This window comes from Ruegeria sp. AF8, from assembly GCF_056541825.1.
On the sequence record NZ_JBQFYW010000011.1, the window covers coordinates 64,446 to 89,880 of the forward strand.

Genomic DNA, 25,435 nt, shown 5'->3' on the forward strand with positions numbered 1-25,435 from the left:
AAAGCCGCTTGGAAGCGGCTTTCAAGCGGCTTCCGAGCCGCTTGAACAAGGCGTTTTCAAACGCCTTGTTCGCGAGACGTCAGGTTTCAGAACAGGGGTGCCTGACCCCAGATATAGACGGCAAAAAACAGGAACAGCCAGACGACATCCACGAAGTGCCAGTACCAGGCCGCTGCCTCGAACCCGATATGCTTTTCAGGCGTGAAGTCGCCGCGCAATGCGCGCAGCAGGCAGACGGTCAGGAAGATGGTTCCGATGATGACGTGCGCACCATGAAAACCGGTCGCCATGAAGAAGTTCGAATAGAACTGATCGCCGCCGAATTCCCAGCCCTCGTGCATCAGAAGCTCGGCATATTCATAGCCCTGCAGGAAAGTGAAGGCGACGCCGAGAACGATACCGATGGAGAGACCCTGAATCAGGGCCTTGCGGTCGTTGTTGTGCACCAGCGCATGGTGCGCCCAGGTTATGGCGCACCCCGACAGCAACAGCACCAGAGTGTTGATGAGCGGCAGGTGGAACGGGTCAACCGCGTGGATGCTGGGGGCAACGTACTCCGTGCCGACATAGTCCTGCATCGGGTACATGCGGTGCTTGAAGAAGGACCAAAACCAGGCGAAGAAGAACATCACCTCGGAGGTGATGAACAGGATGAAACCATAGCGCAGGCCGATCCGCACCACCGGTGTATGATCGCCGGCACGGCTTTCGGCCACCACATCCGACCACCATGCGAACATGGTGTAGAGTACGGCGACCAATCCGGCCCAGAACATGTATGCGGTGATACCGTGCATCCACAGCACTGCGCCAAACAGCATCACAAAGCCGCCCAACGCGCCGATCAGCGGCCAGATCGACGGGCTCAGAATATGGTAGTCGTGGTTCTTAGCGTGTGCCATCAGCGTCCCTCACCTACAGGCATTAGTTCGTTGTTGTTGCCGCCTGCGCGTCGAAGGCTGCGTATCCCTCGGGCAGGTCGATTTCGTAGAATGTATACGACAGAGTAATCGTATGCACGTATTGTGCCTCCGGATCGTTGACGATTTCCGGATCGACAAAGAAAGTCACGGGCATTTCAACCCGTTCCCCCGGTTGCAGCACCTGTTCGTCAAAGCAGAAACAGGCGATTTTCTGGAAATATCCCCCCGCCGAATAGGGCGCCACATTATATGACGCCTGCCCTGCGATGGGCCTGTCGGTCGGGTTGTAGGCCTCATAAAAGGCCAGGCCGGTCTCGCCGACACGAAGGGTGACCTCGCGCTCGACCGGCTTGAACTCCCACGGCATGCCGCGTTCTTTCGAGGCGTCGAAACGCACCGTGACCGTCTGGTCCAGCATCGTTTCCGAACTTTGCTCGGCCACGCCGGTGGTGCCGCCAAAACCGGTGACCCGGCAGAACCAGTTGTAAAACGGCACGGCGGCCCATGCGAGCGCGCCCATGACCACGACGACGCCGACCAGATGCAGAACCGTTTTTTGTGGTCCCCGAAGCGCCATCAGTTCTGCACCTCTCCGCGCGGCGCTTCGAAATCGCCCCGGCTGACCTTGACGACGGTCAGGCCGAAAATGATGACGATAAATGCCACCAGTGTCAGGGCCACGCCCAGATTGCGGCCGAACCGGCGGTTGTGCAGTTCATGCGTCTTGCGCAGACTCATCCCCAGCCTCCCAGCCCATAGGGTTTCAGAAGCGACTCAACCAGGATCGCACCGAAGTGCAGGAAGAGATAAAGAAGCGACAGCTTGAAGAAAGCGCGCTCAGCCTTGAAATTGTCTGCCTCGGACACATCCTCGTCACGGCGCGAGATCTTCCATGCACCGCGCAGGAACAGGGCGTTGAGGATCAGGGCAACAGCCAGATAGACCGGGCCACCGATATCGGAGAATGCCGTACCGACCGCCAACAGCGCCAACAGTGCGGTATAGACCAGAATATGGACGCGTGTGGCCCGGCGCCCATGCGTCACCGTCAGCATCGGCACGCCGGCATCGTCATAGTCCGAGCGCATGAACAGGGCCAGCGCCCAGAAATGCGGCGGCGTCCACATGAAGGTCAGCGCAAACATCAGCCAGGGCTCGACCGACATGGTGCCGGTGGCCGCAATCCAGCCGATGACCGGCGGAAACGCGCCCGCCGCGCCGCCGATCACGATATTCTGCGGCGTCGAGCGCTTGAGCCACATCGTGTAAACCACAACGTAGAAAAAGATGGTGAAGGCCAGAAAGGCCCCGGCCAGGATATTGGTCGCCAGCGCCAGCATGACCACCGCGAAACCCGAAAGCGTCAGACCAAAGGCCAGCGCCTCGCCTTCCTGAATCTTGCCGGCGGGGATCGGGCGCTTTTTGGTCCGCTTCATCACGCGGTCGATATCGGCATCCCACCACATGTTCAGCGCGCCCGAAGCGCCGCCGCCGATGGCGATGAACAGAATCGCGCAGAAGCCGACGAAAGGATGCACCGGCACCGGCGCGGCCAACAGACCGACCAGCGCCGTGAAAACGACGAGCGACATAACTCGCGGCTTCAGCAGGGCGAAATAATCGCCAAAGCTGGCCTCGTCCTCGCGGACTGTGCTTGCATTGATGCTTGCGTCGCTCATTTCGGGTCCTTTGGGGGCGAAAGGCGCGTGGAAACCACGCACCCTGCATCATTTTCGGTTGGGCGGAGGTTCCCCCGCCGCGCGTCACGTCAGTTCGAGGCGACCTGATAGGATTGCGGGATACCCGCGAATTCTTCCTTGGCTCCGGTCAGCCAGCGATCGTATTCCTCTTCGCTCACGACCTTTACGGTGATGGGCATATAGGCGTGATCCTTGCCGCACAGTTCGGAACACTGGCCGAAATAGACGCCTTCCTTGTCGGCCTGGAACCACAGTTGCGCCAGACGGCCGGGAACCGCATCCTGTTTGACGCCGAAAGCCGGGATGGTCCACGAGTGGATCACGTCGGCGCCGGTGACGTCCATCACGACGATCTTGCCAACCGGAACAACGACGGCGTTGTCGGTGGCCAGCAGGTATTCGTCCTGATTGTAACCGTTCTCGGCCAGCGCTTCCTTGCCAAGAAGGAAGCTTTCGAACTCGAACCCTTCGTCGGTGTATTCGTAACCCCAGTACCACTGATAGCCGGTGACCTTGATATAGATATCACCTTCCGGGATTTCCTGCTGTTTGAACAGGACCGGCAGCGAGAACGATCCGATCAGAACCAGGATCATGATCGGGCCGACTGTCCACGCGATCTCGACCGGGGTGTAGTGCGAAAATTTTGCCGGTGTCGGGTTCGCGCGTTTGTTGAAGCGCACGAAGCTGTAGAGCATCAGACATCCAACGAGGATGCAAATCAATGTGATGATGACCAGAATCAGCCCGTCCAGAGATTGCAGATCACGGGCAAGTTCCGTCGCGGCCGGCTGAAAGCCCAGCCCGCCGGGTGTGGGTTTACCGATGGGTTCAAGCTCCTGAGCCATGGCGGGCAGGCTGGAAAGGGCGGCGATAAGCCCCGAAAGCGTCAAAGCATTCTTCATTTTCTGTCCTGATCGTTTGATCTTTGCGTCCCTGACAGGGAGGTATGAATCAGGTCGCACCTCTCCCGTTGTCTTTGACCGCGTTAAAAACCATATTCCGGAGACTAGTTAAAGCAAAATGCTTGCGTCAAACGGACGCTATTTTTGATCTGGATCAAATCGGAAAGGTTCCGGCCCATGCCCAAAGACCCGTTTCGCCCCTTCGAGACCGCGATTCCGCACGATGAAGCGCTTGCGGTTTTACAATCCGCGGCCCTGGGGGCGGATGACGGAGAGCTGTTCGTGGAACGGCGCAAATCCGAGGCGCTGGTCTTTGACGACGGCCGTTTGCGCAGTGCGTCCTATGACGCCTCGGAAGGATTTGGGCTGCGGGCGGTCAAGGGCGAGGTCGCCGGATATGCCCATTCGACGGACGTCTCGATTCCCGCGCTGAAACGGGCAGCCGAGACCGCACGCCTTGCGGTGGGCGATGGCGGCGGAACGCTCGCCGAACCGCCAAAGGCCACGAACAGGCGGCTCTATGGCGATGACGATCCAATCGAATCGGCGAGCTTTCCGGTCAAGATCGAAACCCTTCGCGAAATCGATGCATTTGCCCGCGACCTGGATTCGCGCGTCGTGCAGGTCAGCGCGTCCCTGGCGGCGTCGGTGCAGGAGGTCGAGATCCTGCGCCCCGACGGGGTGCACGTCCGCGACGTGCGGCCGATGACCCGGCTCAACGTGTCGGTGATCGTTGAAAAGGACGGGCGGCGCGAAAGCGGCTCGGCAGGCGGCGGCGGGCGTGTCGGGCTGGACGGGCTGATCGACCCCGCCGACTGGCAGGCCAAGGTGCGCGAGGCGCTGCGCATCGCGCTGGTCAATCTCGATGCCGTTGCCGCCCCGGCAGGCGTGATGGAAGTGGCGCTTGGACCCGGCTGGCCGGGCATCCTGCTGCACGAAGCCATCGGACACGGCCTGGAGGGTGATTTCAATCGCAAGGGCAGTTCGGCCTTTGCCGGGCTGATGGGTCAGCGGATCGCCTCGAAAGGCGTCACGGTGCTGGATGACGGCACCCTGCCCGACCGGCGCGGATCGATCACGGTGGACGACGAGGGCACACCGGGATCACGTACGGTGCTGATCGAGGATGGCATTCTGACCGGCTATATGCAGGACCGTCAGAATGCACGCCTGATGGGTACGGAATCGACCGGCAACGGGCGGCGGCAGAGCTATGCCCACAGTCCGATGCCGCGCATGACCAACACGATCATGCTGGGCGGTGATGCCGACCCGGGCGAACTGGTGGCCGAGATCAAGGATGGCATCTGGGCGGTCGGATTCGGTGGCGGACAGGTGGACATCACCAACGGCAAGTTCGTGTTCTCGTGCACCGAAGCGTATCGCGTTCAGAACGGCAGGATCGGTGCGCCGGTCAAAGGCGCCACGCTGATCGGTGACGGGCCGTCGGCGTTGCAGCGGATACGCGGTCTGGGCAACGACATGGAACTGGACCCCGGAATGGGAAACTGCGGCAAGGACGGCCAGTGGGTGCCGGTCGGTGTCGGCCAGCCCACCGTACTGATGGACGGGCTGACCGTGGGCGGATCGGCGGCCTGAGACAGAAACGGGCCTGGCTCAGGGTTAATACGAGGCGGGTCCGATTCTGATAACATCCGTGTCGGCTCTTTGCTTTCCGGCATTGCGGCGCGGTTTGAAACTTTTGTTTTTCAATCGCTTATGGCCTTTTGCTCCGATTGACCCCTGAAAAAGTGAAATAAAATCTGCGCGATTCACCGCCTGTTAAGGCGCCGTTGCGTAAACCAGTTTTGCAAACAGGCGGAGCGACGGATGACCGAGAAGCATCATTCTTCCATTCACCCCCCACTCCCACCCACCACGGAAGAGGATCGGTTTTCGTGGCTTCGTCTTTTGCGCTCGCGCAGGGTCGGGCCGGCAACCTTCCGGCGGCTGCTGAACGAGCATGGTACGGCGCAGAACGCGCTGGCCGCACTGCCCGAAGTGGCGCGTGCCGCGGGGGTCGAGGGCTATGAAATCTGCCCACCCGGGGTAATCGAAGCAGAGTTTAGGGCCGCGAGAGCCGCCAAAGCGCAGCTTTTGTGCCTGGGCGATGCTGCCTATCCCAAAGCGCTGACGGATATTCCGGATGCGCCTCCGGTTCTGTGGGCGATGGGCGATACAGGATTGTTGCAACGGCCCATGATCGCGCTGGTCGGGGCCCGCAACTGTTCCTCGCTCGGCACCCGCATGGCCCGGGCGCTGGCGCGTGATCTGGGGACCGAAGGATATGTCGTGGTCTCGGGGCTGGCGCGCGGCATCGACGCGGCGGCGCATCTGGCAACGCTCGACACCGGCACCGTCGCGGTTCTGGCCGGAGGTGTCGATGTCGTCTATCCGGCGGAAAACGCCCATCTCGCGGCCGATATCGCAAGGAAGGGCCTGCGGCTGTCGGAGCAACCGCTGTGCACCACACCGCAGGCGCGGCATTTTCCGCGCCGCAACCGCATCATATCGGGTCTGGCGCAGGCCGTGGTCGTGGTCGAGGCGGCAGCGAAATCCGGCAGCCTGATCACCGCCCGTGATGCGCTGGATCAGGGACGCGAAGTGCTGGCCGTTCCCGGGCATCCGCTGGACGCCCGCGCGGCCGGATGCAACCTGCTGATCCGGGACGGTGCGCATCTGATCCGCAATGCGCAGGATGTAATCGAGGCCCTGCCAGCCCCGCAGGACGCGCAGATGCCCCCACCCTTGCAGGACCACCTGAATGCCCGGCCACCCGCCCGGCCTCAAAAGCACACTCCGCTCGAACCCGAAAAGCTGCATATGCAGATTCTCGAACGGCTTGGCCCCTCGCCTCTGGCAGAAGATCAACTGATCCGTGACCTTTCCGCCAGTGCTGGCGAGGTTGGCCCGGTTTTGATCGACCTGGAAATGGATGGCCGGATCCAAAGGCAGCCCGGGGGCTTGTTGTCGCGCATCGGCTGACATTGCGCAACGACTCACCTGTCCTTCATTCCTCGCAACCCTGCCCTTGGCGGGTCGGTTCTCGTGTCCGAAAAATGGCATGATTTCAGGTCATAAAGGAACGGATTGACAATCCGCCCTTGCACTCCACATGTTGCACCGCCATAGAAAGCGCCGCATCCGATAAAAGAGGTTTTCCTTTAAATGCCTGTAGTTGTTGTAGAATCTCCTGCCAAGGCCAAAACGATCAACAAATATCTTGGCCCCGACTACACGGTTTTGGCGTCTTACGGGCATGTGCGTGACCTGCCTCCCAAGGACGGATCGGTCGATCCCGACCATGAATTCTCGATGAAATGGGAGGTTGGCAATGACAGCCGTAAACATGTCAAGGCCATTGCCGACGCACTCAAGGAAGACAACGCGCTGATCCTCGCCACCGACCCCGATCGCGAGGGTGAGGCGATCAGCTGGCACCTGCAAGAGGCGCTGACCAAGCGCCGTTCGATCAAGAAGGATACGCCGGTCAGCCGCGTCACCTTCAACGCCATCACCAAAGAGGCGGTGACGCAGGCGATGCAGAACCCGCGCCAGGTCGACATGCCGCTGGTCGAGGCCTATCTGGCCCGCCGCGCGCTGGATTATCTGGTGGGCTTCAACCTGTCGCCCGTTCTGTGGCGCAAACTGCCGGGTGCAAAATCCGCTGGCCGGGTGCAATCCGTCTGTCTGCGCCTGATCGTCGAGCGCGAGATGGAGATCGAGGCGTTCAAACCGGTGGAATACTGGTCGGTCAAGGCGCTGTTCGAAACGCCGCGCGGTCAAACCTATGAGGCGCGTCTTGTTACTCTGGCCGGCAAGAAGCTGGACAAGCACGATCTGACCAACGCCACGCAGGCTGAACTGGCGGTTCAAGCCATCATCAGCCGCGCGCTAAGCGTGACTTCGGTCGAAGCAAAACCGGCGGCGCGCAACCCCAGCGCCCCCTTCATGACTTCGACCCTGCAGCAGGAGGCCAGCCGCAAGTTCGGCATGGGTGCGCGCCACGCGATGCAGGTGGCGCAACGGCTGTATGAAGCCGGCTACATTACCTATATGCGGACCGACGGCATTGATATGGCACCCGAAGCTGTCGCTGCCACGCGGGATGCCATCACTGATCGATATGGCGCGGCATATGTTCCGGACAGCCCACGCATCTATAAAAACAAGGCCAAGAACGCGCAGGAGGCGCATGAATGTATCCGCCCCACGGATATGACCCGGGACGCCAAGGCGCTGAAGGTCACGGATGAGGATCAGCGCAAGCTGTATGATCTGATCTGGAAACGTACCATTGCATGTCAAATGGCTGCTGCGCGGCTGGAGCGCACCACCGTCGAGATCGGCAGCGAGGACGGTCAGGTCGGTCTGCGCGCCACCGGTCAGGTGGTGATGTTCGACGGTTTCATGCGGGTCTATGAAGAAGGTCGCGATGATGTGACCGACGATGACGAAAAGCGCCTGCCGCAGATCATGCAGGGCGACCCGGCGCGCTTTGCCAAGACGTCGCTGCGCGACCAGTTCGTCAAGGCGGCCAGCGATGGCGGCGACAAGATCGCGAAAGAGGCCATTCTGTCCGAAAACGAATCCGTTCTGGCATTGCAGCACCACACCCAGCCGCCGCCACGTTATACCGAGGCGACGCTGGTCAAACGTATGGAAGAGCTCGGTATCGGGCGGCCCTCGACCTATGCCTCGATCGTGACCACGATTCAGGACCGCGAATATGTGCGCAAGGACAAGAACCGGCTGATCCCCGAGGAAAAGGGCCGGATCGTCACCATCTTCCTGCTGAACTTCTTTCGCCAGTATGTGGGCTATGAGTTCACCGCAAATCTGGAGGAGGAACTGGATGACGTCAGTGCTGGCGATCGTGACTACAGGGACCTGCTGGGCAGGTTCTGGCGGGATTTTTCAGCGGCGATCGGGGAAACATCGGAACTGCGGATTTCGGAAGTTCTGGAAAAACTCGACGAGGTGCTGGCCCCGCAGCTCTACCCGCCCCGCGAGGACAGGTCCGATCCGCGCGTTTGCCCGAAATGCGGCCTCGGGCGTTTGCACCTGAAAACCTCGCGCACCGGCGGGTTCGTCGGTTGCGGCAACTATCCCGAATGCAACTATACCCGCCCCATCGCGGGTGAGGGTGCGGACGGAGACGAGAAGTTGCTGGGAGAGGATGCAGGCGACGAGATCTGGCTGAAGTCCGGCCGTTTCGGCCCCTACGTCCAGCGCGGCGAACCCACGCCCGAGAACAAGAAGCCCCCGCGCGCCTCGCTGCCGCGCGGCTGGAGCAAGGATGACATGGATCTGGAAAAGGCGCTGACACTGCTGTCCCTGCCGCGCCGGATTGGCGAGCATCCCGACGGCGGCGTGATCAGTTCCAACTTCGGCCGGTTCGGACCCTACATCATGCATCAACTGCCGGATGAGGCGAAACCGGTCTATGCCAATCTGAAAGACCCCAACGACGTGTTTGAAATCGGGATGAACCGGGCGGTCGAGCTGCTGGCCGAAAAACGCGCCAATCCCGGAGGGCGCGGCAGGACCGCCGCCAAGCCGCTGAAGGAGCTTGGCGAGCATCCCGACGGCGGGCTTATCAACGTGATGGAAGGCCGCTATGGCCCGTACGTGAAATGGGAGAAGGTGAACGCGACCCTGCCCAAGGGCGTGGAACCCGCCGATGTGACCCTGGAAATGGCCGTTGAACTGGTCGCCGAGAAAGCCGCCAAGAAGGGGGGCAAAAAGAAATCTCCGGCAAAGAAAAAGACCGCCAAAAAGACAGGCGCAAAGTAGTGCTTCGGGTCCGGCATCTGTGCCGGGTCCGTTCGTTACGTATTAATACCATTTCCCCATGCATTCATTGACTTCCCCGTGACGCGACGGCACAACCTGCGCCATCACCAAGTCATTGGGAGAGTTTTCCATGAAGAAAGTCTACGCCAATGCCGCCGAGGCACTGGACGGTCTGCTGCATGACGGGATGTTCATCGCCGCGGGCGGTTTCGGCCTGTGCGGCATTCCCGAACTGCTGCTGGACGCAATCAAAGAGTCGGGCGCCAAGGATCTGACCTTTGCGTCCAACAATGCGGGCGTCGACGATTTCGGCATCGGCATCCTGCTGCAGACCCGGCAGGTCAAAAAGATGATCAGCTCTTACGTGGGCGAGAATGCCGAGTTCATGCGCCAGTACCTTTCCGGCGAGCTGGAGCTGGAGTTCAACCCGCAGGGCACCCTGGCCGAACGTATGCGCGCAGGCGGTGCGGGCATTCCCGGCTTCTACACCAAGACCGGTGTGGGCACCGTGATCGCCGAAGGCAAGGAGCACAAGGATTTCAACGGCGAGACCTATATTCTTGAAAACGGTATCTTTGCCGATCTGGCCATCGTCAAGGCCTGGAAGGCCGACGACACCGGCAACCTGATCTTTCGCAAGACCGCGCGCAATTTCAACGTGCCCGCCGCCACCTGCGGCAGGATCTGTGTTGCCGAGGTCGAGGAAATCGTCCCGCGTGGCGAGCTTGACCCGGATGGCATCCACCTGCCCGGCATCTATGTGCACCGTATCATTCAGGGCCAGCACGAAAAGCGCATCGAACAGCGCACCACCCGCAAGAAGGAGGACGCATAATGCCCTGGAACCGCAATCAGATGGCCGCCCGCGCGGCGGAAGAGCTGGAAGACGGCATGTATGTGAACCTCGGCATCGGTATTCCGACGCTGGTGGCGAACTATGTGGGTGACAAGGACATCACCCTGCAATCCGAAAACGGCATGCTGGGCATGGGCCCCTTCCCGTTCGAGGGCGAAGAAGACCCCGACCTGATCAACGCGGGCAAGCAGACCATCACCGAACTGGCCCGCACTGCCTATTTCGACAGCGCCACGTCATTTGCGATGATCCGGGGCGGCAAGATCGCCGCGGCCATCCTCGGCGCGATGGAAGTGGATGAGAAAGGCGATCTGGCCAACTGGATGATCCCGGGCAAGCTGGTCAAGGGCATGGGCGGCGCCATGGATCTGGTGGCCGGTGTGGGCCGCGTGATCGTGGTGATGGACCACACCAACAAACACGGCGACAGCAAAGTGCTAAAGGAATGCACCCTGCCGCTGACCGGCAAGGGCGTGGTCGACCGGATCATCACCAATCTGGGCGTTCTGGACGTGGTCGAAGGCGGGCTGAAGATCGTCGAACTGGCCGACGGTGTCTCGGACGAAGAGATGCGCGCGGCCACGCAGGCCACGATCGTTAACTGATCGGATCTCTGATCTGAAAAGGCCCGCCTGATCCGGCGGGCCTTTTTCATTGCATCGCGGCAAACACGCAGCCATCCGAAATGAGTTCCGGCGGCGTCGAACACAAACCGCGCGCAACCTGAAACGCCGCAAGCACCTTGGGCACATAGTCCCGCGTCTCTGTATAAGGTGGAACACCCTGATGTTTGCGCACCGCGCCTTCGCCTGCATTATATCCGGCCAGCACCAGAATCGGGTCATTGCCGAATTCGTTCATCAGCCAGTTCAGATATTTCACACCGCCGGCGATGTTCTGTCCGGGCACAAGACTGTCGCTGACCCCGAACCGCCTGGCAGTCGCAGGCATGAGCTGCATCAGCCCCTGTGCCCCGGCCGAGCTGACCGCGTCCGCCCGGCCGGAGGATTCAACCGAAATCACCGCCAGCACGAGTGCAGGTGAAACGTTGGTTCCCACGGTCGAGCGCAGAATGTCGATGCCGCGCTCTTTCGCGATGTCCTGAAGGGCCTGCAACCGCGGCCCGCCTGCGCCGATACTGCTGAGCGCGCGATAGGCTTCGTCCAGCCGACCGGAACCGGCCTTGGCAATATCCGGGGACACCGTTTCCCAGAAGCGACTGTACCGGCCCGCCTTGCCGGGCGGTTTCACATCGGGGGCGGGTTCGGCCCGCGCAATGACCGTTGGAATGTCCAGGGCCCCGCCCGTGCTTTTTGCAAAGGGACGGGCCGCATGTTCCTCGGGCGAGATCTGCACCGTCACCTTTGGCCGGGCCCCGGGGGGCGGCGCCTTGATTCTTTTGAGCGCACCACCCGATGCGGGCTCGTTCGCATGGGTCGCCATAGCGCCAAAGGCCAGAATCGCCAACGCGCCGGCGCATGCCCTTGCTCTCCGGAGGATCATCTGCCTGCCTCACATATTGTTTTTAGTGATTTCTCGCCGAATCCTGCCGTCAAAGCCAGAAATTCTCAATGAATTGGGGCGGTTTTGCCCAATTTGATACCAAATTGCATCGTGCCTGCCAGTTTCAGTCAAGGGGGACAAAAATTTTTCACTGTCACTTCAATGCTTTACGGAAAGAATGACTGAAAAGTTAACCTCAGGGCAAAAAATCCGTGATTTGGCCCAATTCCTGCCATGGGGCACAGGCAATCATATACCCATACCGCGACGGACATGAACCGATGAGAGGTGGTTCTGAGACGACGCCGAGGTAGTTTTTAAGTTTTGATCCTTAGGAGGGACATACAATGATCAAGTTCATCAAGAACTTCCGCAAAGACGAAGACGGCGCCGTAACCGTTGACTGGGTCGTGCTGACCGCGGCCGTGGTTGCCCTGGCAGCAATCGCATATAACCAGATTTCGGGCGGCACCAGCACCATCGCCGGCAACATCAGCACCGCTCTGTCGACCGTGAACGTTTCCACTGGCGGCATCAGCGGTGGCGGCAGCGGTACCGCACCCGCTGAATAAGCTGAAGTCCGTCTGATCTAGAATTGCCAGACCGCGCCTCGTCAGCGAGGGCGCGGTCTTTTTTTAGCCGGGGGATGGCTCCGTGTTTGTCAAATTAAAAGCGTTCTGTTCCGCAGATGACGGGGCCGTAACCGTCGACTGGGTGGTGTTAACCGCAGCTGTTGTAGCACTGGCCGCTGTTGCCTATTCCGCGGTAACCGGCCCAACCGGCACAGTCGGTGAAAAAATTGGCAAAGCGCTTTCCGACGAACAAGTTGCCACCGGTCTTAATCCGTTCCCGCAGGAATGAAAGAATTGGGCAAAAGCAAGGCTTTTTCCGATTTTGGGACAAATTGAAATCTCGCAAATTTTGTCCCTGTTTTCGACACAATTAAGATTTACCGTTCTTCACTGAGAGCTGGGATGCGCCGACACTGCATCCCCGGATAAGCGAATAAGAGGTGCAGATATGAGGGTTGTCTTCGGGCTTGTCCTTGTTGTGGGCGTGGCACTCGCAGGTGGCGCGGTCATGATGGCCAAAAATTATATTACGGCGTATCAGGCTGAACTCGCGAAAGAGCGTCAGGCTCGCGCACTCATCGTTCCAACCGTAGATGTCATTGTCACGAACAAGGCGCTTCGTTATGGGCAGCGATTGAACAAGGATGACGTTCGTATCGTCAAATGGCCCGAAAATGCGATCCCCGAAGGCGCTTTTACAGATCCCGCTGTCCTGTTTCCCGAAAATGCAGAAGACAATCGGTTTGTCCTTCGCGCGATGGAAAAGGATGAGGCCGTCATGACCGTCAAGGTCACCAACCCCGGCGAGGATGCAGGCCTGACGTCGCAATTGTCGAAGGGAATGCGGGCCTTTGCGATTCGGGTGGACGTCGCTTCGGGCGTGTCCGGGTTCTTGCGGCCGGGAGACAACGTAGACGTGTATTGGACAGGGCGCCTCAATGGTGCAGTCGAGGGTGGTCGTGGCGAGATAACCCGCCTGATCCAGAACAATATCCAGGTCATTGCCGTGGACCAGACTGCCGGTAAGGATCTGACCGGGGCGACAATTGCGCGAACCGTCACCGTCGCAGCGACGCCGGAACAAATTGCCTCACTCGCGCAAGCTCAAAACACCGGCAGCATGTCGCTGGCACTGGTCGGAGCCGGCGACGATACGGTTTCCGCAGCCGTGGAGGTCAATCAGCGCAAACTCCTTGGGCTTGGCGAAATTCAAGCCGCACCCGAAATCGTCAAGGAAAAAGTTTGCACGATCCGTACCCGCCGTGGTGCCGAAGTTGCAGTCATTCCGATCCCCTGCACAAACTGACCGGAAATCAAATCGTTAACGGACAAAGGCCGCGCAATTGCGCGGTCTTCGCGTTTTGGTTGTTGCCATTTCTCCACATAAAGAAAACTCCGGAAACCATTGATTATTGCAATAAAACGGGAACTCACGCAGAGTAACTTAAAAGCATGGGCATAAGACCCGAAACGAGGCGTGATCGGAAAGGCAGGTCACATGAAAATTAGTTCCTGGATGAAACCAGCCCTGCTGGGGCTGGCTCTTGTTTTGAGCCACGTGGGAGAATCCGCGTGGGCGCAAGATTTGCGTGTGGTGAAAAACGGCACGTCGGAAACGCTGAACGTTCCGATGAACCGCGCAATCGTGGTGGAAAGCGAAGAACCGTTTGCTGAGCTCAGCATTGCCAATGCCGGCATCGCGGATATTTCGTCTTTGTCCGACCGCACGATATATGTGCTTGGCAAGTCGCCCGGTCTGACGACACTGTCGCTGTTCGATGGGGCCGGCAATCTGATAACGAACGTTAAAGTTCGGGTCGCACCGGATGTCACCGAATTCAAAGAGCGTCTGCAGCAGATCCTGCCAGGCGAGCGGATCGAAGTTCGGACCGCCAATGATGGCATCGTCCTGTCCGGTACGATTTCAAGCTCGGCCAAGCTGGCCCGCGCGCTGGAGCTGGCGGAACGCTATGCGCCGGAACGGGTTTCCAACCTGATGAGCGTAGGCGGTGTGCAGCAGGTGATGCTGAAAGTCCGTTTTGCCGAAATGCAGCGTTCGGTGTCCAAGGCGCTTGGTGTCTCGTGGGGCTATGGCGGCACAGCCGGCAATCCCAGCAATTCGGCCGGTGGTACAGGAGCACTGAATACAGCCGGCGCATTGAACGCCGCTCTGGGCAACTTTACCCCGGGTCTCGGCAGCCAGATTCCGGCAACACAGACGAATACCGGCGCCTTCCTGTTCGGATTTGGTGCAGGTTCGACGCAGGTCCGGCTTCTGATCGAAGCCCTGGAGCAAAAGGGGGCCGTGCGCACGCTGGCCGAACCGAACCTTTCGGCGCTGTCCGGGCAAGAGGCCAACTTTCTTGCAGGCGGCGAATATCCGATCCCCGTTCAGCAGGAAGAAGGCGTGACGACGATCGAATACAAGCCGTTTGGTGTCGAAATGAAATTCGTCCCGCGGGTTGTGGATGGCGATCTGATCAATCTCGAGATGGTGGCTGGTGTGTCGGCGCTGGATCCGAACAACTCGATCACGATCAGCGGCTTCAACATTCAGTCTTTCATCACACGCGAGACCGCGACCACGGTGGAACTGCGTGATGGCGAAAGCTTTGCAATCGCCGGCCTGATCTCGGACGATTTCCAGGATAGCGCGTCGCAAATTCCCTGGGTTGGTGATGTTCCGATCCTTGGCAGCCTGTTCCGCAGCTCCAACTATCAGCGGAACCAGACTGAACTGGTGATCATCGTGACCGCACATCTTGTGTCGCCAACGATCGGAGAGGCCCTGACCCTGCCGACGGATCGCGTCAAACCGCCAAGCGAAGCCGACCTGTTCCTGAATGGTCACACTACGCGCACTGTGCGCGCCGGAAGCGGCGCTGCCTCGGAGGTCGCCAAACAGGACTTCACCGGCTCCTACGGCTACGTTCTGGATTGATTGGAAGGATGGGACCAATGCAAAACAAGGTACTCACCCTGGGTCTGATGCTGGCTGTCGCTGCCTGCGGACGCGAAGCGGGGTATGATGTCGACACCGGCACTTTCGGAAATGCGACACTTAATAACGTTCAGGTCATGAACGGTGAGCGCAGCTATGGCCAGATCCTGGCCGAGCGCTTCGCTCAGGAAGTGCCGAACCAAATCAACTTTGCCTTTGACAGCGCTCAGCTGGATGCGTCGGCGCAGCAGATTCTGCTGAGGCAAGCAGATTGGATCAAACAATTCCCCGAGGTTCGCTTCCGGGTCTATGGCCATACCGATCTGGTCGGCTCGCCATCCTATAACAAAAGCCTGGGCCTGCGCCGCGCGCAAGCTGTCGTTAACTTCTTTGCGCGGCAGGGTATCTCACGTTCACGCCTGGAGGCCGTTGTTTCCTATGGCGAAACCCAGCCGCTGGTACAAACTACGGATCGCGACCGCCGCAACCGCCGCACGGTCACGGAAGTTTCCGGCTTTGTCAGCCGGCACGCCAACGTTCTGGACGGTAAATATGCCCGGATCGTGTACCGCGAGTATATCGGCAGCGCCATCCCGCCGAACCCGCTGAGGACCGGCAGCTACACGGGCGCCATTGAGGCAGGACAATAAATGGCATTGGGCGACATCGTCGCCCAATTCCCTACAATTAATTCGTTTCGGCCCCAATCTCGCCCAACTTCACGGCAATCTTGTCATCAATATGTGATCTGCGGGCAGATTCGACCGCAATCGGGCGATCTCAGGCCAGAATAGGCGAAAACGCTGATCCTCTGACCTGCGCTCATGCAACAAAGGATCTTTATGATGAGCAGCGTTTCGCCGCACTCCGAGGAAAATTCGCTAAAAGCCTGCACGGTCAGCCGTGATGTTCAGAATTTCGATCTGCTCATCGAAGATATGGAAGGGGCAATGGGCGAAAACTGGGGTGATCTCGGATTTGCCGAGGCACAGGTTTTCCTAGAGCAACCCGAAGCCGAAACGCTTGAATTCATTGCGCTCGCCATCGATGGCGAGGACGAAAACGACCTTGACCAGTTGCGCGGACTCATCGCTCAGGCCAAATCGCGCGGGATCAAGGTTATCCTGATTGCCGAAGATGTCACTCCGGCCGCCCTGCACAAGCTTTTGCGGGAGGGGGCGGATGAATTCGTCCCCTACCCTTTGCCCGAAAACGAGCTTCAGGACGCGGTTCACCGAATCAGAAAGCCCGAGCCGAAACTTGTTGCCCAAAGTTCATCGCCGCAGCTGGACTCCCAGAACTCCAAAGAGGGCGCTCTTTTGGTGGTTCACGGCCTCGCGGGCGGCGTCGGGGCGACCACGCTGGCGGTCAATCTGGCCTGGGAACTGGCCACAGTGTCCAAAAAGGAATCGCCAAGCGTATGCCTTTTGGATTTGGATCTGCAATTCGGCACCGCATCGACCTATCTTGATCTGCCACGCCGGGAAGCGGTTTTCGAGATGCTTTCCGATACCACCTCCATGGACGAAGACGCCTTTGGCCAGGCGCTGCAAACCTATGAGGACAAGTTGCAGGTTTTGACCGCCCCGGCGGATCTGGTCCCGCTCGACATTATCACTCAGGAAGACGTTCAGCGCGTAATCAACATTGCCCGGGCGCATTTCGACTATGTTGTCGTCGACATGCCGTCCACGTTGGTTCACTGGTCTGAAACCGTATTGCAGGCTGCACACGTGTATTTCGCTTTGATCGAGCTGGACATGCGTTCGGCACAGAACGCGTTGCGCCTGAAACGTGCCCTGCAAGCGGAAGACCTGCCTTTCAACAAGTTGCGTTTCGCTCTCAATCGCGCCCCGAAATTCACGGATCTGACCGGCAAAAGCCGTGTCAAACGGATGGGAGAGAGCCTGGGCATCTCGATCGACCTGCAGTTGCCGGACGGCGGCAAGCAGGTCATGCACGGCTGCGATCATGGCCTGCCGCTGGCCTCGTCGGCGGCCAAAAACCCGCTGCGCAAGGAAATCTCGAAACTGGCTGAGTCTTTGCATGCCCTTAGCAGCAACGACGCCGAAGCCGCCTGACCACAACCTGAAGGGGATTCACTGTGTTTTCCAGGTACAAGAAACAACCGGGGGCTGTACCGGTCGGCACGAAAGAAAAAACCCCCGGTGCGGCGGTCGAGGATCCAAAGCAGGCGGCCGCCCCGACCGCCACAATGCGAAAGCCCGTTCAATTGCGCCCCGCCGCTGCGGCAGGCGCGGATCGGGACCGGAAACGCAAGGAACGGTTGGGTGAACTCAAGATCGAGTTGCACCGCGAACTGCTGGAAAACCTGAACCTCGCAGCACTTGAACGCGCCTCGGAAGCCGAGCTTCGGGCCGAGATCAGTTCGATTGCCACCGAGGTTCTTGAACAAAAAAGCGTCGTTCTCAATCGCGATGACCGAACGCAGCTGAACAAGGAGCTTTATGACGAAGTCACCGGGCTTGGCCCGCTTGAGACGCTTTTGCAGGACGACAGTGTCAACGATATTCTGGTAAACGGCCCGCAACAGGTGTTTGTCGAACGATTTGGCAAACTTGAACTGAGTGATATTTCGTTCAAGGATGAAAAGCACCTGATGCGGATCATCGACAAGATCGTATCCGCCGTGGGCCGTCGGGTCGATGAATCAAACCCCTATGTCGACGCCCGCCTTGCGGACGGTTCGCGTTTCAACGCAATGGTACCGCCTATTGCGGTTGACGGTTCTCTGGTATCAATCCGGAAATTCAAGAAAGACAAGCTGAACATCGACGATCTGGTCAGTTACGGCGCTTTCACCGAAGAGATGGCAGCCTATCTCCAGGCGGCCGTCGCCACCCGACTGAACGTGATCGTTTCGGGGGGTACGGGTTCGGGCAAAACCACCACGCTCAACGCATTGTCCAGCTTCATCGACAACTCGGAACGTATTCTGACCATCGAGGATACGGCAGAACTCCAACTGCAGCAGACCCATGTGGGCCGGATGGAAAGCCGCCCGCCCAACGTCGAAGGCAAAGGCGAAGTCAGCCCGCGCGACTGTCTGAAAAACGCTCTGCGCATGCGCCCCGACCGCATCATCGTGGGCGAGACGCGCGGCGCCGAAGTGATCGACATGCTGCAGGCCATGAACACCGGCCACGACGGGTCGATGACGACAATTCACGCCAACTCGGCCCGGGATGGCATCTCGCGTCTGGAGAACATGATCGCGATGGCGGGGATCGAGATGCCGATCAAAGCCGTGCGCAGCCAGATCTCATCGGCTGTGAACCTGATCGTGCAGGCCAGCCGTCTGCAGGACGGCTCGCGCCGGATGATTTCGATCACCGAGATTACCGGCATGGAAGGCGACGTGATATCGATGCAGGAAATATTCCGCTTTCAGCGTGTCGGGCTGACGCCCGATAACAAGATCATCGGTCATTTCACGGCGACGGGCGTGCGCAGTCACTTTTCCGAGCGGTTCCGCCTTTGGGGCTATGATCTGCCGCCGTCCATCTACGACCCAACCACGATGTGAGGATCACGCCATGCAACTCAGCCTGGAGCCGTTCATCTATGGCGCCATTTTCATAGGCGTCCTGTTTTTGGTAGAAGGTCTGTACCTGGTGGCCTTCGGCAAGTCGATCAGCCAGAACAGCCGTGTGAACCGCCGGTTGGAAATGCTCGACAAAGGCCAGGGGCGCGAACAGGTACTTGAGCAGCTGCGCAAGGAAATGCAGCAGCACATGAAGACCAAATCCATTCCGCTTTATTCGCTTTTGTCCGAAAAGGCGCAGAAAGCGGCCATCGCATTCACCCCAACGCAACTGATCATGATCATGGTCTTCGTGTCGGCATTTGCCTTCGTCGCCCTCAGTGTCGGAACCAACACCGAAACGCCGATTCGCGCCGCAATTTCCGTCGCATTCGGTGTCGGCGGGGTTTACATGTGGGTGAACCACAAAGCCAAAAAACGGATGGGCCTTATCGAAGAACAGCTTCCGGACGCGGTTGAACTGATGGTCCGGTCGCTGAGGGTGGGTCACCCGTTCGTCTCGGCCATCCAGATCGTCGCGAAAGAGGTTGGCGACCCGATCGCAACCGAGTTCGGCATCATTGCGGACGAAAGCGCCTATGGGCGCGACGTGGGCGATGCCCTGAAAGAGATGGCACATCGCCTTGACATGCAGGATCTCAGGTTTCTCGCCGTGGCCGTCGCAATTCAGCAGCAATCCGGCGGTAACCTGGCGGAAATCCTTGCCGGTCTGGCCAAGGTGATCCGCGCCCGGTTCCGTCTGTTCCGGCGGGTCAAGGCAATCACTGCCGAGGCGCAATGGTCAGGCAAATTCCTGTCGGCATTTCCACTGTTCTGCCTGATGTTCATCATGGTGAAAGACCCGAATTACTATGACGTGGTTCTCGATCATCCGTGGTTCATTCCGGCCTGTTTCTTTGTCGGTATCATGCTGACGCTCAACCTTGTGGTCATGCGCGCGCTGACGAACATCAAAGTATAAGGGGATCGACATGGAATTCCTGACCAAGATCAATGATCTGCTGACCGAACACCTTGGCGAGTTTGGCCCCCTGATCGCCGTCGGTGTGCTTGGATTGTTCATGATCCTGCTGACGATTCCGGTTCTGCTGAACCAGAAAGAGGACCCCCTCAACAAGCTCAAGCGCGACGCATCGCCAAAAGCGCCAAAAAAAGGAAAGAAGGAGCAGCTTCGCCACGCTGGTCGAAACGAGCAGCTTGAAAAATTCGCCGGTTTTCTTGAACCGAAAGACGCCGAAGAACTGTCCGCAATGCAGCTCAAGCTGCGTCAGGCCGGATATCGCTCGAAAGACGCGGTACGTTTTTTCCATTTCGCCCAGTTCGCGTTGGCTATCCTTGGCCTGCTGATTGGTACTTCTTTGGTGACGGTATTGGCGAATGGGCAGGAATTCAGTGGTCAACAGATTGCCATTCGTGTTCTCGCCCCGGCATTCGTGGGATATTTTCTGCCAAAATACTGGATTACCCGCCGGGTCGCCACGCGCAAGGAAAACATTACTTCCGGTTTTCCCGACGCCCTGGACATGATGCTGGTCTGTGTCGAAGCTGGTCAGTCGCTGGATCAGGCCATCGTCCGGGTTGCCGCCGAGATGCATGCCTCCTATCCCGACATTGCCGAAGAGTTTGAAATTGTCGCGCATGAAATGAAAGCCGGCAAAGAAAAAGACAAGGTCCTGAAAGACATGGGAACGCGCTGCGGCGTGCAGGACGTGTCTTCGTTCGTAACTGTGATGATCCAATCCGCGACTTTCGGCACGTCGATCGCGGAAGCGCTGCGCGTATATTCCGACGAGATGCGCGATAAACGCGTGATGCGCGCGGAAGAAGCGGCAAACAAGTTGCCAACCAAAATGACCCTCGCCACAATGATGCTGACGGTTCCGCCACTTCTGGTCATCCTGGTCGGACCCTCGGCACAAGGCATCGCAAACTTGCAGAATATCGGGGCAGGCAACTAAACATGATCGAAACGGGCGTGGACGGGCCCAGAAATTTTGGAAGTATGTTCGCGGTCGTCGTCGTTTTGACAGCGATGACCGCGTGCACGTCCAACGACCTGCCCGACTCCCCCTATCCACCCGGCTTTGATCCGTGGGGCGAAGAGGTGGATCCGCTTGTCGTGGCACATCGGCTCATGGAATCCGGTGAATACGAACTGGCCCTGAACGCCTTTAGCCGCGCGGCGCTCAAGGAAGGAATGACAACCGAGATCGTGACCGGAATGGGAACGGCCAATCTGGGACTCGGGCGGCTTGGGCAATCAGAAAAACTGCTCAGACGTGCGGTCGAGGAAGCTCCTGACTGGCCCGAGGCCTGGAACAATCTCGGTGTGGTCCTGGTGGAAACCGGGCAGTATCCCGAAGCCGCGCTGGTGTTCAAAAAGGCCTATGCCCTGGACAATGGCAAAAGTGACGCAATACGCGACAATTTACAGTTAGCTCTCGCAAAAATGGAAAGTCCTGCTACCATCCCGGAAAAAGAAGAATTCAAGCTGGTGCAGCGTGGACAGGGCGATTTTGTCCTGCGCAGAACACCGTGATCGAGGCAAGAGCAGTAAGGGACGCAAAAAATGCGCCACTCAATCCTGATTCCGACCATGCTTGTGTGCGGAGTGACCTTGTCGGCCTGTACCGATAAGGGCGAAGAGACCGTCGACAAGACCCTGCAAGACATCAACGTCATCGACGAAACCAACCTCAATGACGTCATGCTGAGCGTCGCCGACCCTAACGAGGCGGTCGCATATTTTCAGCGCGCCTCGGCGTCCAATCCTGGTCGCGCCGACCTGCAACGCGGTCTCGCCTTTTCTCTGGGCCGTGCTAAACGCAACACCGAAGCCGCCGTGGCATGGTCCAATCTGGTGAAGATGAACGGCTCGACTACTGACGACAAGGTCGGCTATGCCGATGCGCTGATCCGATCGGGCGATTGGAACAAGGCCGAAGACGTTCTGGATTCCATTCCCCCGACACATGAAACCTTCAGCCGCTACCGGCTTGAGGCGATGGTGGCCGACGCGAACAAGGACTGGAAGCGCGCGGATACGTTCTATGAAACCGCAATCGGTCTGACCACACGCCCGGCCGGCGTGATGAACAACTGGGGATATTCCAAGCTGACGCGCGGCCAGTTCGCAGATGCCGAGCGCCTGTTCAACGAGGCCATCAAACACGACAAATCGATGTTCACCGCCAAGAACAACCTTGTTCTGGCCCGCGGCGCGCAGCGCAATTATACGCTGCCGGTCATTCCGATGGATCAGGTCGAACGGGCCACGCTGTTGCACACGATGGCGCTGTCGGCGATCAAGCAGGGCGACGTGGAAACCGGCAAGACCCTTCTGCGGGACGCGATTTCGACGCATCCGCAGCATTTCGAGGAAGCCGTGAGATCGCTGGACGCGCTGGAAAGCGCCTGAGGAATGGCGATTCCGTCGACGGCGGCCCTTTGGTTCCTGCCATTCGTGTTGCCGGTGTGCCTTTATGTGGCGTTTACCGATCTGCGCGAGATGAAGATCAAGAACCAGGCCAACATGGCCTTGTGCCTGATTTTTCTTGTCGTCGGGCTGGTCGCCCTGCCCCCGTGGTCGACCGAATGGCCGACCGGGACCATCGGCCCCTTCACCCTGTCGCTTCCGATCTATGCCTGGCAGTTTCTTCACCTGCTGGTCGTGCTGGTGATCGGATTTCTGCTGAGCGCTGGCGGAGCGGTCGGTGCCGGAGACGCCAAGTTTGCCGCCGCTGCCGCGCCGTTTGTCTGGACATCGGATCTGAGGCTTGTGCTGGCCATTCTGGCCGCCGGGCTGTTGGGGGCGTTCTGCACTCATCGGCTGGCCAAATACACCGCCCTGCGCCGCATCGCGCCCGGGTGGAAAAGCTGGGAGGCGGGAAAGCTTTTCCCAATGGGGCTGACTTTGGCCGGAAGCCTGTCCATCTACTTGATTCTCGGGGTGTTTTATGGGGCGTGAGTGATCACCTGCGCGCCCCGGCTCTGCCTTTGTGCTGCCACATTGCTGGGCCAGTTTGACCCTGTGCGGTTCCAACCGCGAAACAATACCAGCGAATCCGAACGAACGAGCGCCGCTCATGAACATGCAGACCACCACCGTGATGGCCCCGCCCGCCCCTAAGGGACTGGCCGAAATGCAGCTTCCGCTGGTCATGATGCGGGATATTCTTCTCAAGACCATCTTTCGCAAAAACGCCAATCTTGTCAGCGAGATTGCCGAGGCGATCTGCCTGCCAGGCTCGGTGACGCAGGAACTGGTGGACATCGCGCGCGAACAGAAACTGCTGGAAGCAACCGGCACCCTCACCGCCAACGCAGGCAACGAGATGGGGTATCAGCTGACCGATGCGGGCAAGGCACGCGCGCTCGACGCGCTCAGCCAATCGGAATACTTCGGCGCAATGCCGGTGCCGCTGGAAGTGTATCGCGAGCAGGTCAAACGGCAGTCGATCCGCAACATTCAGGTCACCCGCGACCAGCTGACCGGCGCTATGGGGCATCTGGTCCTGCCGGACAGCCTGCTGGATCACCTCGGCCCCGCGGTCAGCGCGGGCCGCTCGATCCTGATGTATGGTCCGCCGGGCAACGGTAAATCCTCAATTTCAAACGGAATTCGTGACGCTCTGGGCGATCACGTCTATGTTCCGCGCGCGATCGAGTATGCCGGACAGGTCATCACGGTCTATGACCCGATCGTACACAACATGATCGAGCAGGAACCGGACGACCCCAACATACTGCGCCGCCGCAAGCGTTTCGACACCCGCTATGTGATGTGTGAAAGGCCGACGGTTATCACCGGCGGTGAATTGTCCCTCAGCATGCTGGATCTGGTCTATAACCCGACGGCGCGCACCTATCAGGCACCGCTTCAGTTGAAATCCACGGGCGGCATCTTCATCGTGGACGACCTTGGCCGCCAGACCGAACCGCCGCAGGCGCTGGTCAACCGCTGGATCGTTCCACTGGAAGAAAACAAGGATATCCTGGCCCTGCAATCAGGTGAGAAATTCGAAGTTCCCTTTGACACGCTGGTGATCTTTTCGACCAACTTCCACCCGAACGAAATCTTCGACCAGGCGGCGTTGCGCCGGATCTTCTTCAAGATCAAGATCGACGGGCCGGATCAGGAGAACTTCCTCAAGATCTTTGCCATGGTCGCCCGCAAGCGCGGAATGCCGCTGGACGAGGCGGCGCTGGTGCATCTGCTCAAGGTCAGGTACCCGACGATCAACAATGTCTATGCGAACTATCAGCCGATCTTTTTGATCGACCAGATGATCGCCATTTGCGAGTTCGAGGGCATTCCCTATCAGATGTCCCCGGATCTGATCGACCGGGCCTGGGCCAACATGTTCGTGAAGGACGAAGTGATCGTCAAATGATCGGCCTGGCTGGCTGTGGCCGGATGGGCGCGCCCATGCTGGCCGCCTTGCGACGCGCCGGGTTCAACGCCCGGGGGTTCGATGTCTGCGATCCGTCCGAATTCGGGGCTTTGCAGCCTTTCGTGACCAATAATCCGACCGCCTTTGCCGCCGATCTGGAAACCCTGCTGACGGTGGTGCGGGATGTGCCGCAAACCGAGGACGTTCTGTTTCAGGCCCAAGGCTTCGCCCGTGCGCCGAACCTGTCCCGCATCATCGTTTGTTCGACGCTGTCCCCCCGCCATGTCCGCAACTTGCGCACGCGGATCGCCGACAGGATCACCCTGATCGACGCCCCGATGTCAGGGGCGCAAATTGCCGCGCAAGAGGCGCGCTTGTCCTTCATGCTGGGCGGCGATGCGAGGGATCTGGACGCGGCGCAGCCGCTCTTTGATGCGATGGGCCGTTTCTTTCACCGGATGGGCCCGTATGGCGCGGGAATGCAGGCCAAGGTTCTCAACAATCTTTTGGCCGCGACCAATACCACTGTCACCCGTCTTGTTCTCGAATGGGCCCGGCAAGACGGATTGGATGAACGAAAGCTGCTGGATCTCATTCACACAAGTTCGGGCCAAAACTGGTTCGCCTCCGGCTTCGAACAGATCGAATTCGCGCGGGACGGGTATCGCGACGACAACTCGATCGGCATTCTGGTTAAGGATGTCGAAAGTGCGCTGGACGCCGCACCGCAAGGAGCGGAAACCGAATTGTTCCGCGCGGTCCGGGGGTTGTTGCTGCATCTAAAACCGCGCGATTAGCACAATACCGGCTTGGTTGACAGCATGGCCAAAAGCGCCCTGCGCGACCTCCCTGAAACGCGCAGGGCGCCTCCCTCCGCAAGTCTTGGTTCAGCCGCAGAGGAGTTGGTTTGGCTGTCGCTGCTTGACCCGGCCGGTCATGAATTGCGGTATCCCGGTTCACGCCCTCCAATCAAAGCTTGACCCGGATATACGGATTGGCCTCGGGCAATTTGACGGCGCTGGTTTTGATCCCCGAGGTCTGGATCGCCTGATCGACCGGAGAACGGGTGGTACCCACCGACTGCGTGATTACAGTTACAGACACGGCGGCGGCGACAATTGCCGAAATGAACCTGGTGTTCACTTTCATGACCTTATCCACCCTCTTCAAAAGTTGCGCCCTGGACAAAGGATATATGTCGCGCGGGTCTGATCGAAATCTGGTTTGATGGTTAAATTTTCTTCACGTTCGTGAATTCTTCATCACTGAAGTTCCCCGCAT

26 protein-coding genes are annotated in these 25,435 nt (G+C 59.1%); 19 read left to right on the forward strand and 7 right to left on the reverse strand.

All coding sequences use genetic code 11. The annotated features are described in order from the left end of the window. Nucleotides 1–86: 86 nt before the first annotated feature. The 5 genes from ACR0AO_RS16790 to coxB form a co-directional block, all read right to left on the reverse strand. Nucleotides 87–902 (reverse strand): cytochrome c oxidase subunit 3, encoded by an 816-nt coding sequence (locus ACR0AO_RS16790; RefSeq protein ID WP_480605815.1) that lies wholly within the window; start codon nt 900–902, stop codon nt 87–89. Nucleotides 903–924: 22 nt separating this feature from the next. Then, nucleotides 925–1,500, reverse strand: a complete 576-nt coding sequence (locus tag ACR0AO_RS16795) for a cytochrome c oxidase assembly protein (RefSeq protein WP_480605818.1) — start codon at nt 1,498–1,500, stop codon at nt 925–927. Then, nucleotides 1,500–1,661, reverse strand: coding sequence for a hypothetical protein (locus ACR0AO_RS16800; RefSeq protein ID WP_480605820.1), 162 nt, complete (start codon nt 1,659–1,661; stop codon nt 1,500–1,502). Before ACR0AO_RS16800 ends, ACR0AO_RS16795 begins: the two co-directional genes overlap by 1 nt. Continuing rightward, on the reverse strand, nt 1,658–2,602 hold the full coding sequence (cyoE, locus tag ACR0AO_RS16805; protein WP_480605823.1) for a heme o synthase: 945 nt from the start codon (nt 2,600–2,602) through the stop codon (nt 1,658–1,660). Before cyoE ends, ACR0AO_RS16800 begins: the two co-directional genes overlap by 4 nt. 89 nt (nt 2,603–2,691) lie before the next feature. Beyond that, entirely contained in the window at nt 2,692–3,528 is an 837-nt protein-coding gene (coxB, locus tag ACR0AO_RS16810; RefSeq protein WP_480605826.1) for a cytochrome c oxidase subunit II, read from the reverse strand. A 177-nt stretch (nt 3,529–3,705) separates the two neighbouring features. Here coxB and tldD point away from each other — a divergent pair, with 177 nt between their 5' ends. From tldD to ACR0AO_RS16835, 5 genes are all read left to right on the forward strand, one after another. Further along, a complete protein-coding gene (gene tldD, locus ACR0AO_RS16815; RefSeq protein ID WP_480605828.1) occupies nt 3,706–5,127 on the forward strand; it encodes a metalloprotease TldD in 1,422 nt (473 codons plus the stop codon). A gap of 231 nt (nt 5,128–5,358) precedes the next feature. Continuing rightward, nucleotides 5,359–6,513, forward strand: a complete 1,155-nt coding sequence (dprA, locus tag ACR0AO_RS16820; RefSeq protein WP_480605831.1) for a DNA-processing protein DprA — start codon at nt 5,359–5,361, stop codon at nt 6,511–6,513. Nucleotides 6,514–6,696: 183 nt separating this feature from the next. After that, the gene (gene topA, locus ACR0AO_RS16825) at nt 6,697–9,324 is read left to right on the forward strand and encodes a type I DNA topoisomerase (protein ID WP_480605834.1); all 2,628 of its coding nucleotides are present in this window, start codon (nt 6,697–6,699) and stop codon (nt 9,322–9,324) included. Nucleotides 9,325–9,454: 130 nt separating this feature from the next. Beyond that, complete coding sequence (locus ACR0AO_RS16830; RefSeq protein WP_480605837.1) at nt 9,455–10,159, forward strand: CoA transferase subunit A; 705 nt, start codon at nt 9,455–9,457, stop codon at nt 10,157–10,159. Next, the gene (locus ACR0AO_RS16835; protein WP_480605840.1) at nt 10,159–10,785 is read left to right on the forward strand and encodes a 3-oxoacid CoA-transferase subunit B; all 627 of its coding nucleotides are present in this window, start codon (nt 10,159–10,161) and stop codon (nt 10,783–10,785) included. Before ACR0AO_RS16830 ends, ACR0AO_RS16835 begins: the two co-directional genes overlap by 1 nt. A 46-nt stretch (nt 10,786–10,831) precedes the next feature. Here ACR0AO_RS16835 and ACR0AO_RS16840 read toward each other — a convergent pair whose 3' ends face one another. Beyond that, nucleotides 10,832–11,683, reverse strand: coding sequence for a lytic transglycosylase domain-containing protein (locus ACR0AO_RS16840; protein WP_480605843.1), 852 nt, complete (start codon nt 11,681–11,683; stop codon nt 10,832–10,834). A 347-nt stretch (nt 11,684–12,030) separates the two neighbouring features. Between ACR0AO_RS16840 and ACR0AO_RS16845 the strand changes: the two genes are divergently transcribed. From ACR0AO_RS16845 to ACR0AO_RS16910, 14 genes are all read left to right on the forward strand, one after another. Next, nucleotides 12,031–12,255, forward strand: coding sequence for a hypothetical protein (locus ACR0AO_RS16845; protein ID WP_480605846.1), 225 nt, complete (start codon nt 12,031–12,033; stop codon nt 12,253–12,255). 82 nt (nt 12,256–12,337) lie between these two features. Further along, the gene (locus ACR0AO_RS16850; RefSeq protein ID WP_480605848.1) at nt 12,338–12,544 is read left to right on the forward strand and encodes a hypothetical protein; all 207 of its coding nucleotides are present in this window, start codon (nt 12,338–12,340) and stop codon (nt 12,542–12,544) included. A 159-nt stretch (nt 12,545–12,703) separates the two neighbouring features. Next, nucleotides 12,704–13,561, forward strand: coding sequence for a Flp pilus assembly protein CpaB (gene cpaB / locus ACR0AO_RS16855; protein WP_480605851.1), 858 nt, complete (start codon nt 12,704–12,706; stop codon nt 13,559–13,561). Nucleotides 13,562–13,753: 192 nt separating this feature from the next. Continuing rightward, nucleotides 13,754–15,196: a type II and III secretion system protein family protein gene (locus ACR0AO_RS16860; RefSeq protein ID WP_480605853.1), complete on the forward strand. Its 1,443-nt coding sequence runs from the start codon at nt 13,754–13,756 to the stop codon at nt 15,194–15,196. Between the two features lie 17 nt (nt 15,197–15,213). Further along, a complete protein-coding gene (locus tag ACR0AO_RS16865; protein WP_480605855.1) occupies nt 15,214–15,846 on the forward strand; it encodes an OmpA family protein in 633 nt (210 codons plus the stop codon). A 195-nt stretch (nt 15,847–16,041) separates the two neighbouring features. Next, complete coding sequence (locus ACR0AO_RS16870) at nt 16,042–17,277, forward strand: CpaE/TadZ family protein (protein WP_480605859.1); 1,236 nt, start codon at nt 16,042–16,044, stop codon at nt 17,275–17,277. Between the two features lie 23 nt (nt 17,278–17,300). Then, entirely contained in the window at nt 17,301–18,743 is a 1,443-nt protein-coding gene (locus ACR0AO_RS16875; protein WP_480605862.1) for a TadA family conjugal transfer-associated ATPase, read from the forward strand. A gap of 10 nt (nt 18,744–18,753) precedes the next feature. Next, nucleotides 18,754–19,722 (forward strand): type II secretion system F family protein, encoded by a 969-nt coding sequence (locus ACR0AO_RS16880; RefSeq protein WP_480605865.1) that lies wholly within the window; start codon nt 18,754–18,756, stop codon nt 19,720–19,722. 10 nt (nt 19,723–19,732) lie between these two features. Further along, complete coding sequence (locus ACR0AO_RS16885) at nt 19,733–20,719, forward strand: type II secretion system F family protein (protein ID WP_480605867.1); 987 nt, start codon at nt 19,733–19,735, stop codon at nt 20,717–20,719. Between the two features lie 2 nt (nt 20,720–20,721). After that, nucleotides 20,722–21,300: a tetratricopeptide repeat protein gene (locus tag ACR0AO_RS16890; protein ID WP_480605870.1), complete on the forward strand. Its 579-nt coding sequence runs from the start codon at nt 20,722–20,724 to the stop codon at nt 21,298–21,300. A gap of 30 nt (nt 21,301–21,330) precedes the next feature. Beyond that, nucleotides 21,331–22,179: a tetratricopeptide repeat protein gene (locus ACR0AO_RS16895; protein WP_480605872.1), complete on the forward strand. Its 849-nt coding sequence runs from the start codon at nt 21,331–21,333 to the stop codon at nt 22,177–22,179. A gap of 3 nt (nt 22,180–22,182) precedes the next feature. After that, complete coding sequence (locus ACR0AO_RS16900) at nt 22,183–22,728, forward strand: prepilin peptidase (protein ID WP_480605875.1); 546 nt, start codon at nt 22,183–22,185, stop codon at nt 22,726–22,728. A gap of 118 nt (nt 22,729–22,846) precedes the next feature. Next, a complete protein-coding gene (locus tag ACR0AO_RS16905; protein ID WP_480605877.1) occupies nt 22,847–24,154 on the forward strand; it encodes an ATPase in 1,308 nt (435 codons plus the stop codon). Continuing rightward, nucleotides 24,151–24,951: an NAD(P)-dependent oxidoreductase gene (locus ACR0AO_RS16910; RefSeq protein ID WP_480605880.1), complete on the forward strand. Its 801-nt coding sequence runs from the start codon at nt 24,151–24,153 to the stop codon at nt 24,949–24,951. Before ACR0AO_RS16905 ends, ACR0AO_RS16910 begins: the two co-directional genes overlap by 4 nt. Before the next feature lie 172 nt (nt 24,952–25,123). On the opposite strand, the gene ACR0AO_RS16915 is transcribed toward ACR0AO_RS16910, so the two are convergent. Continuing rightward, nucleotides 25,124–25,303 carry a hypothetical protein gene (locus tag ACR0AO_RS16915; RefSeq protein WP_480605882.1) on the reverse strand — a complete coding sequence of 60 codons (180 nt, stop codon included), beginning with the start codon at nt 25,301–25,303 and terminating at the stop codon, nt 25,124–25,126. Nucleotides 25,304–25,435 lie beyond the last annotated feature (132 nt).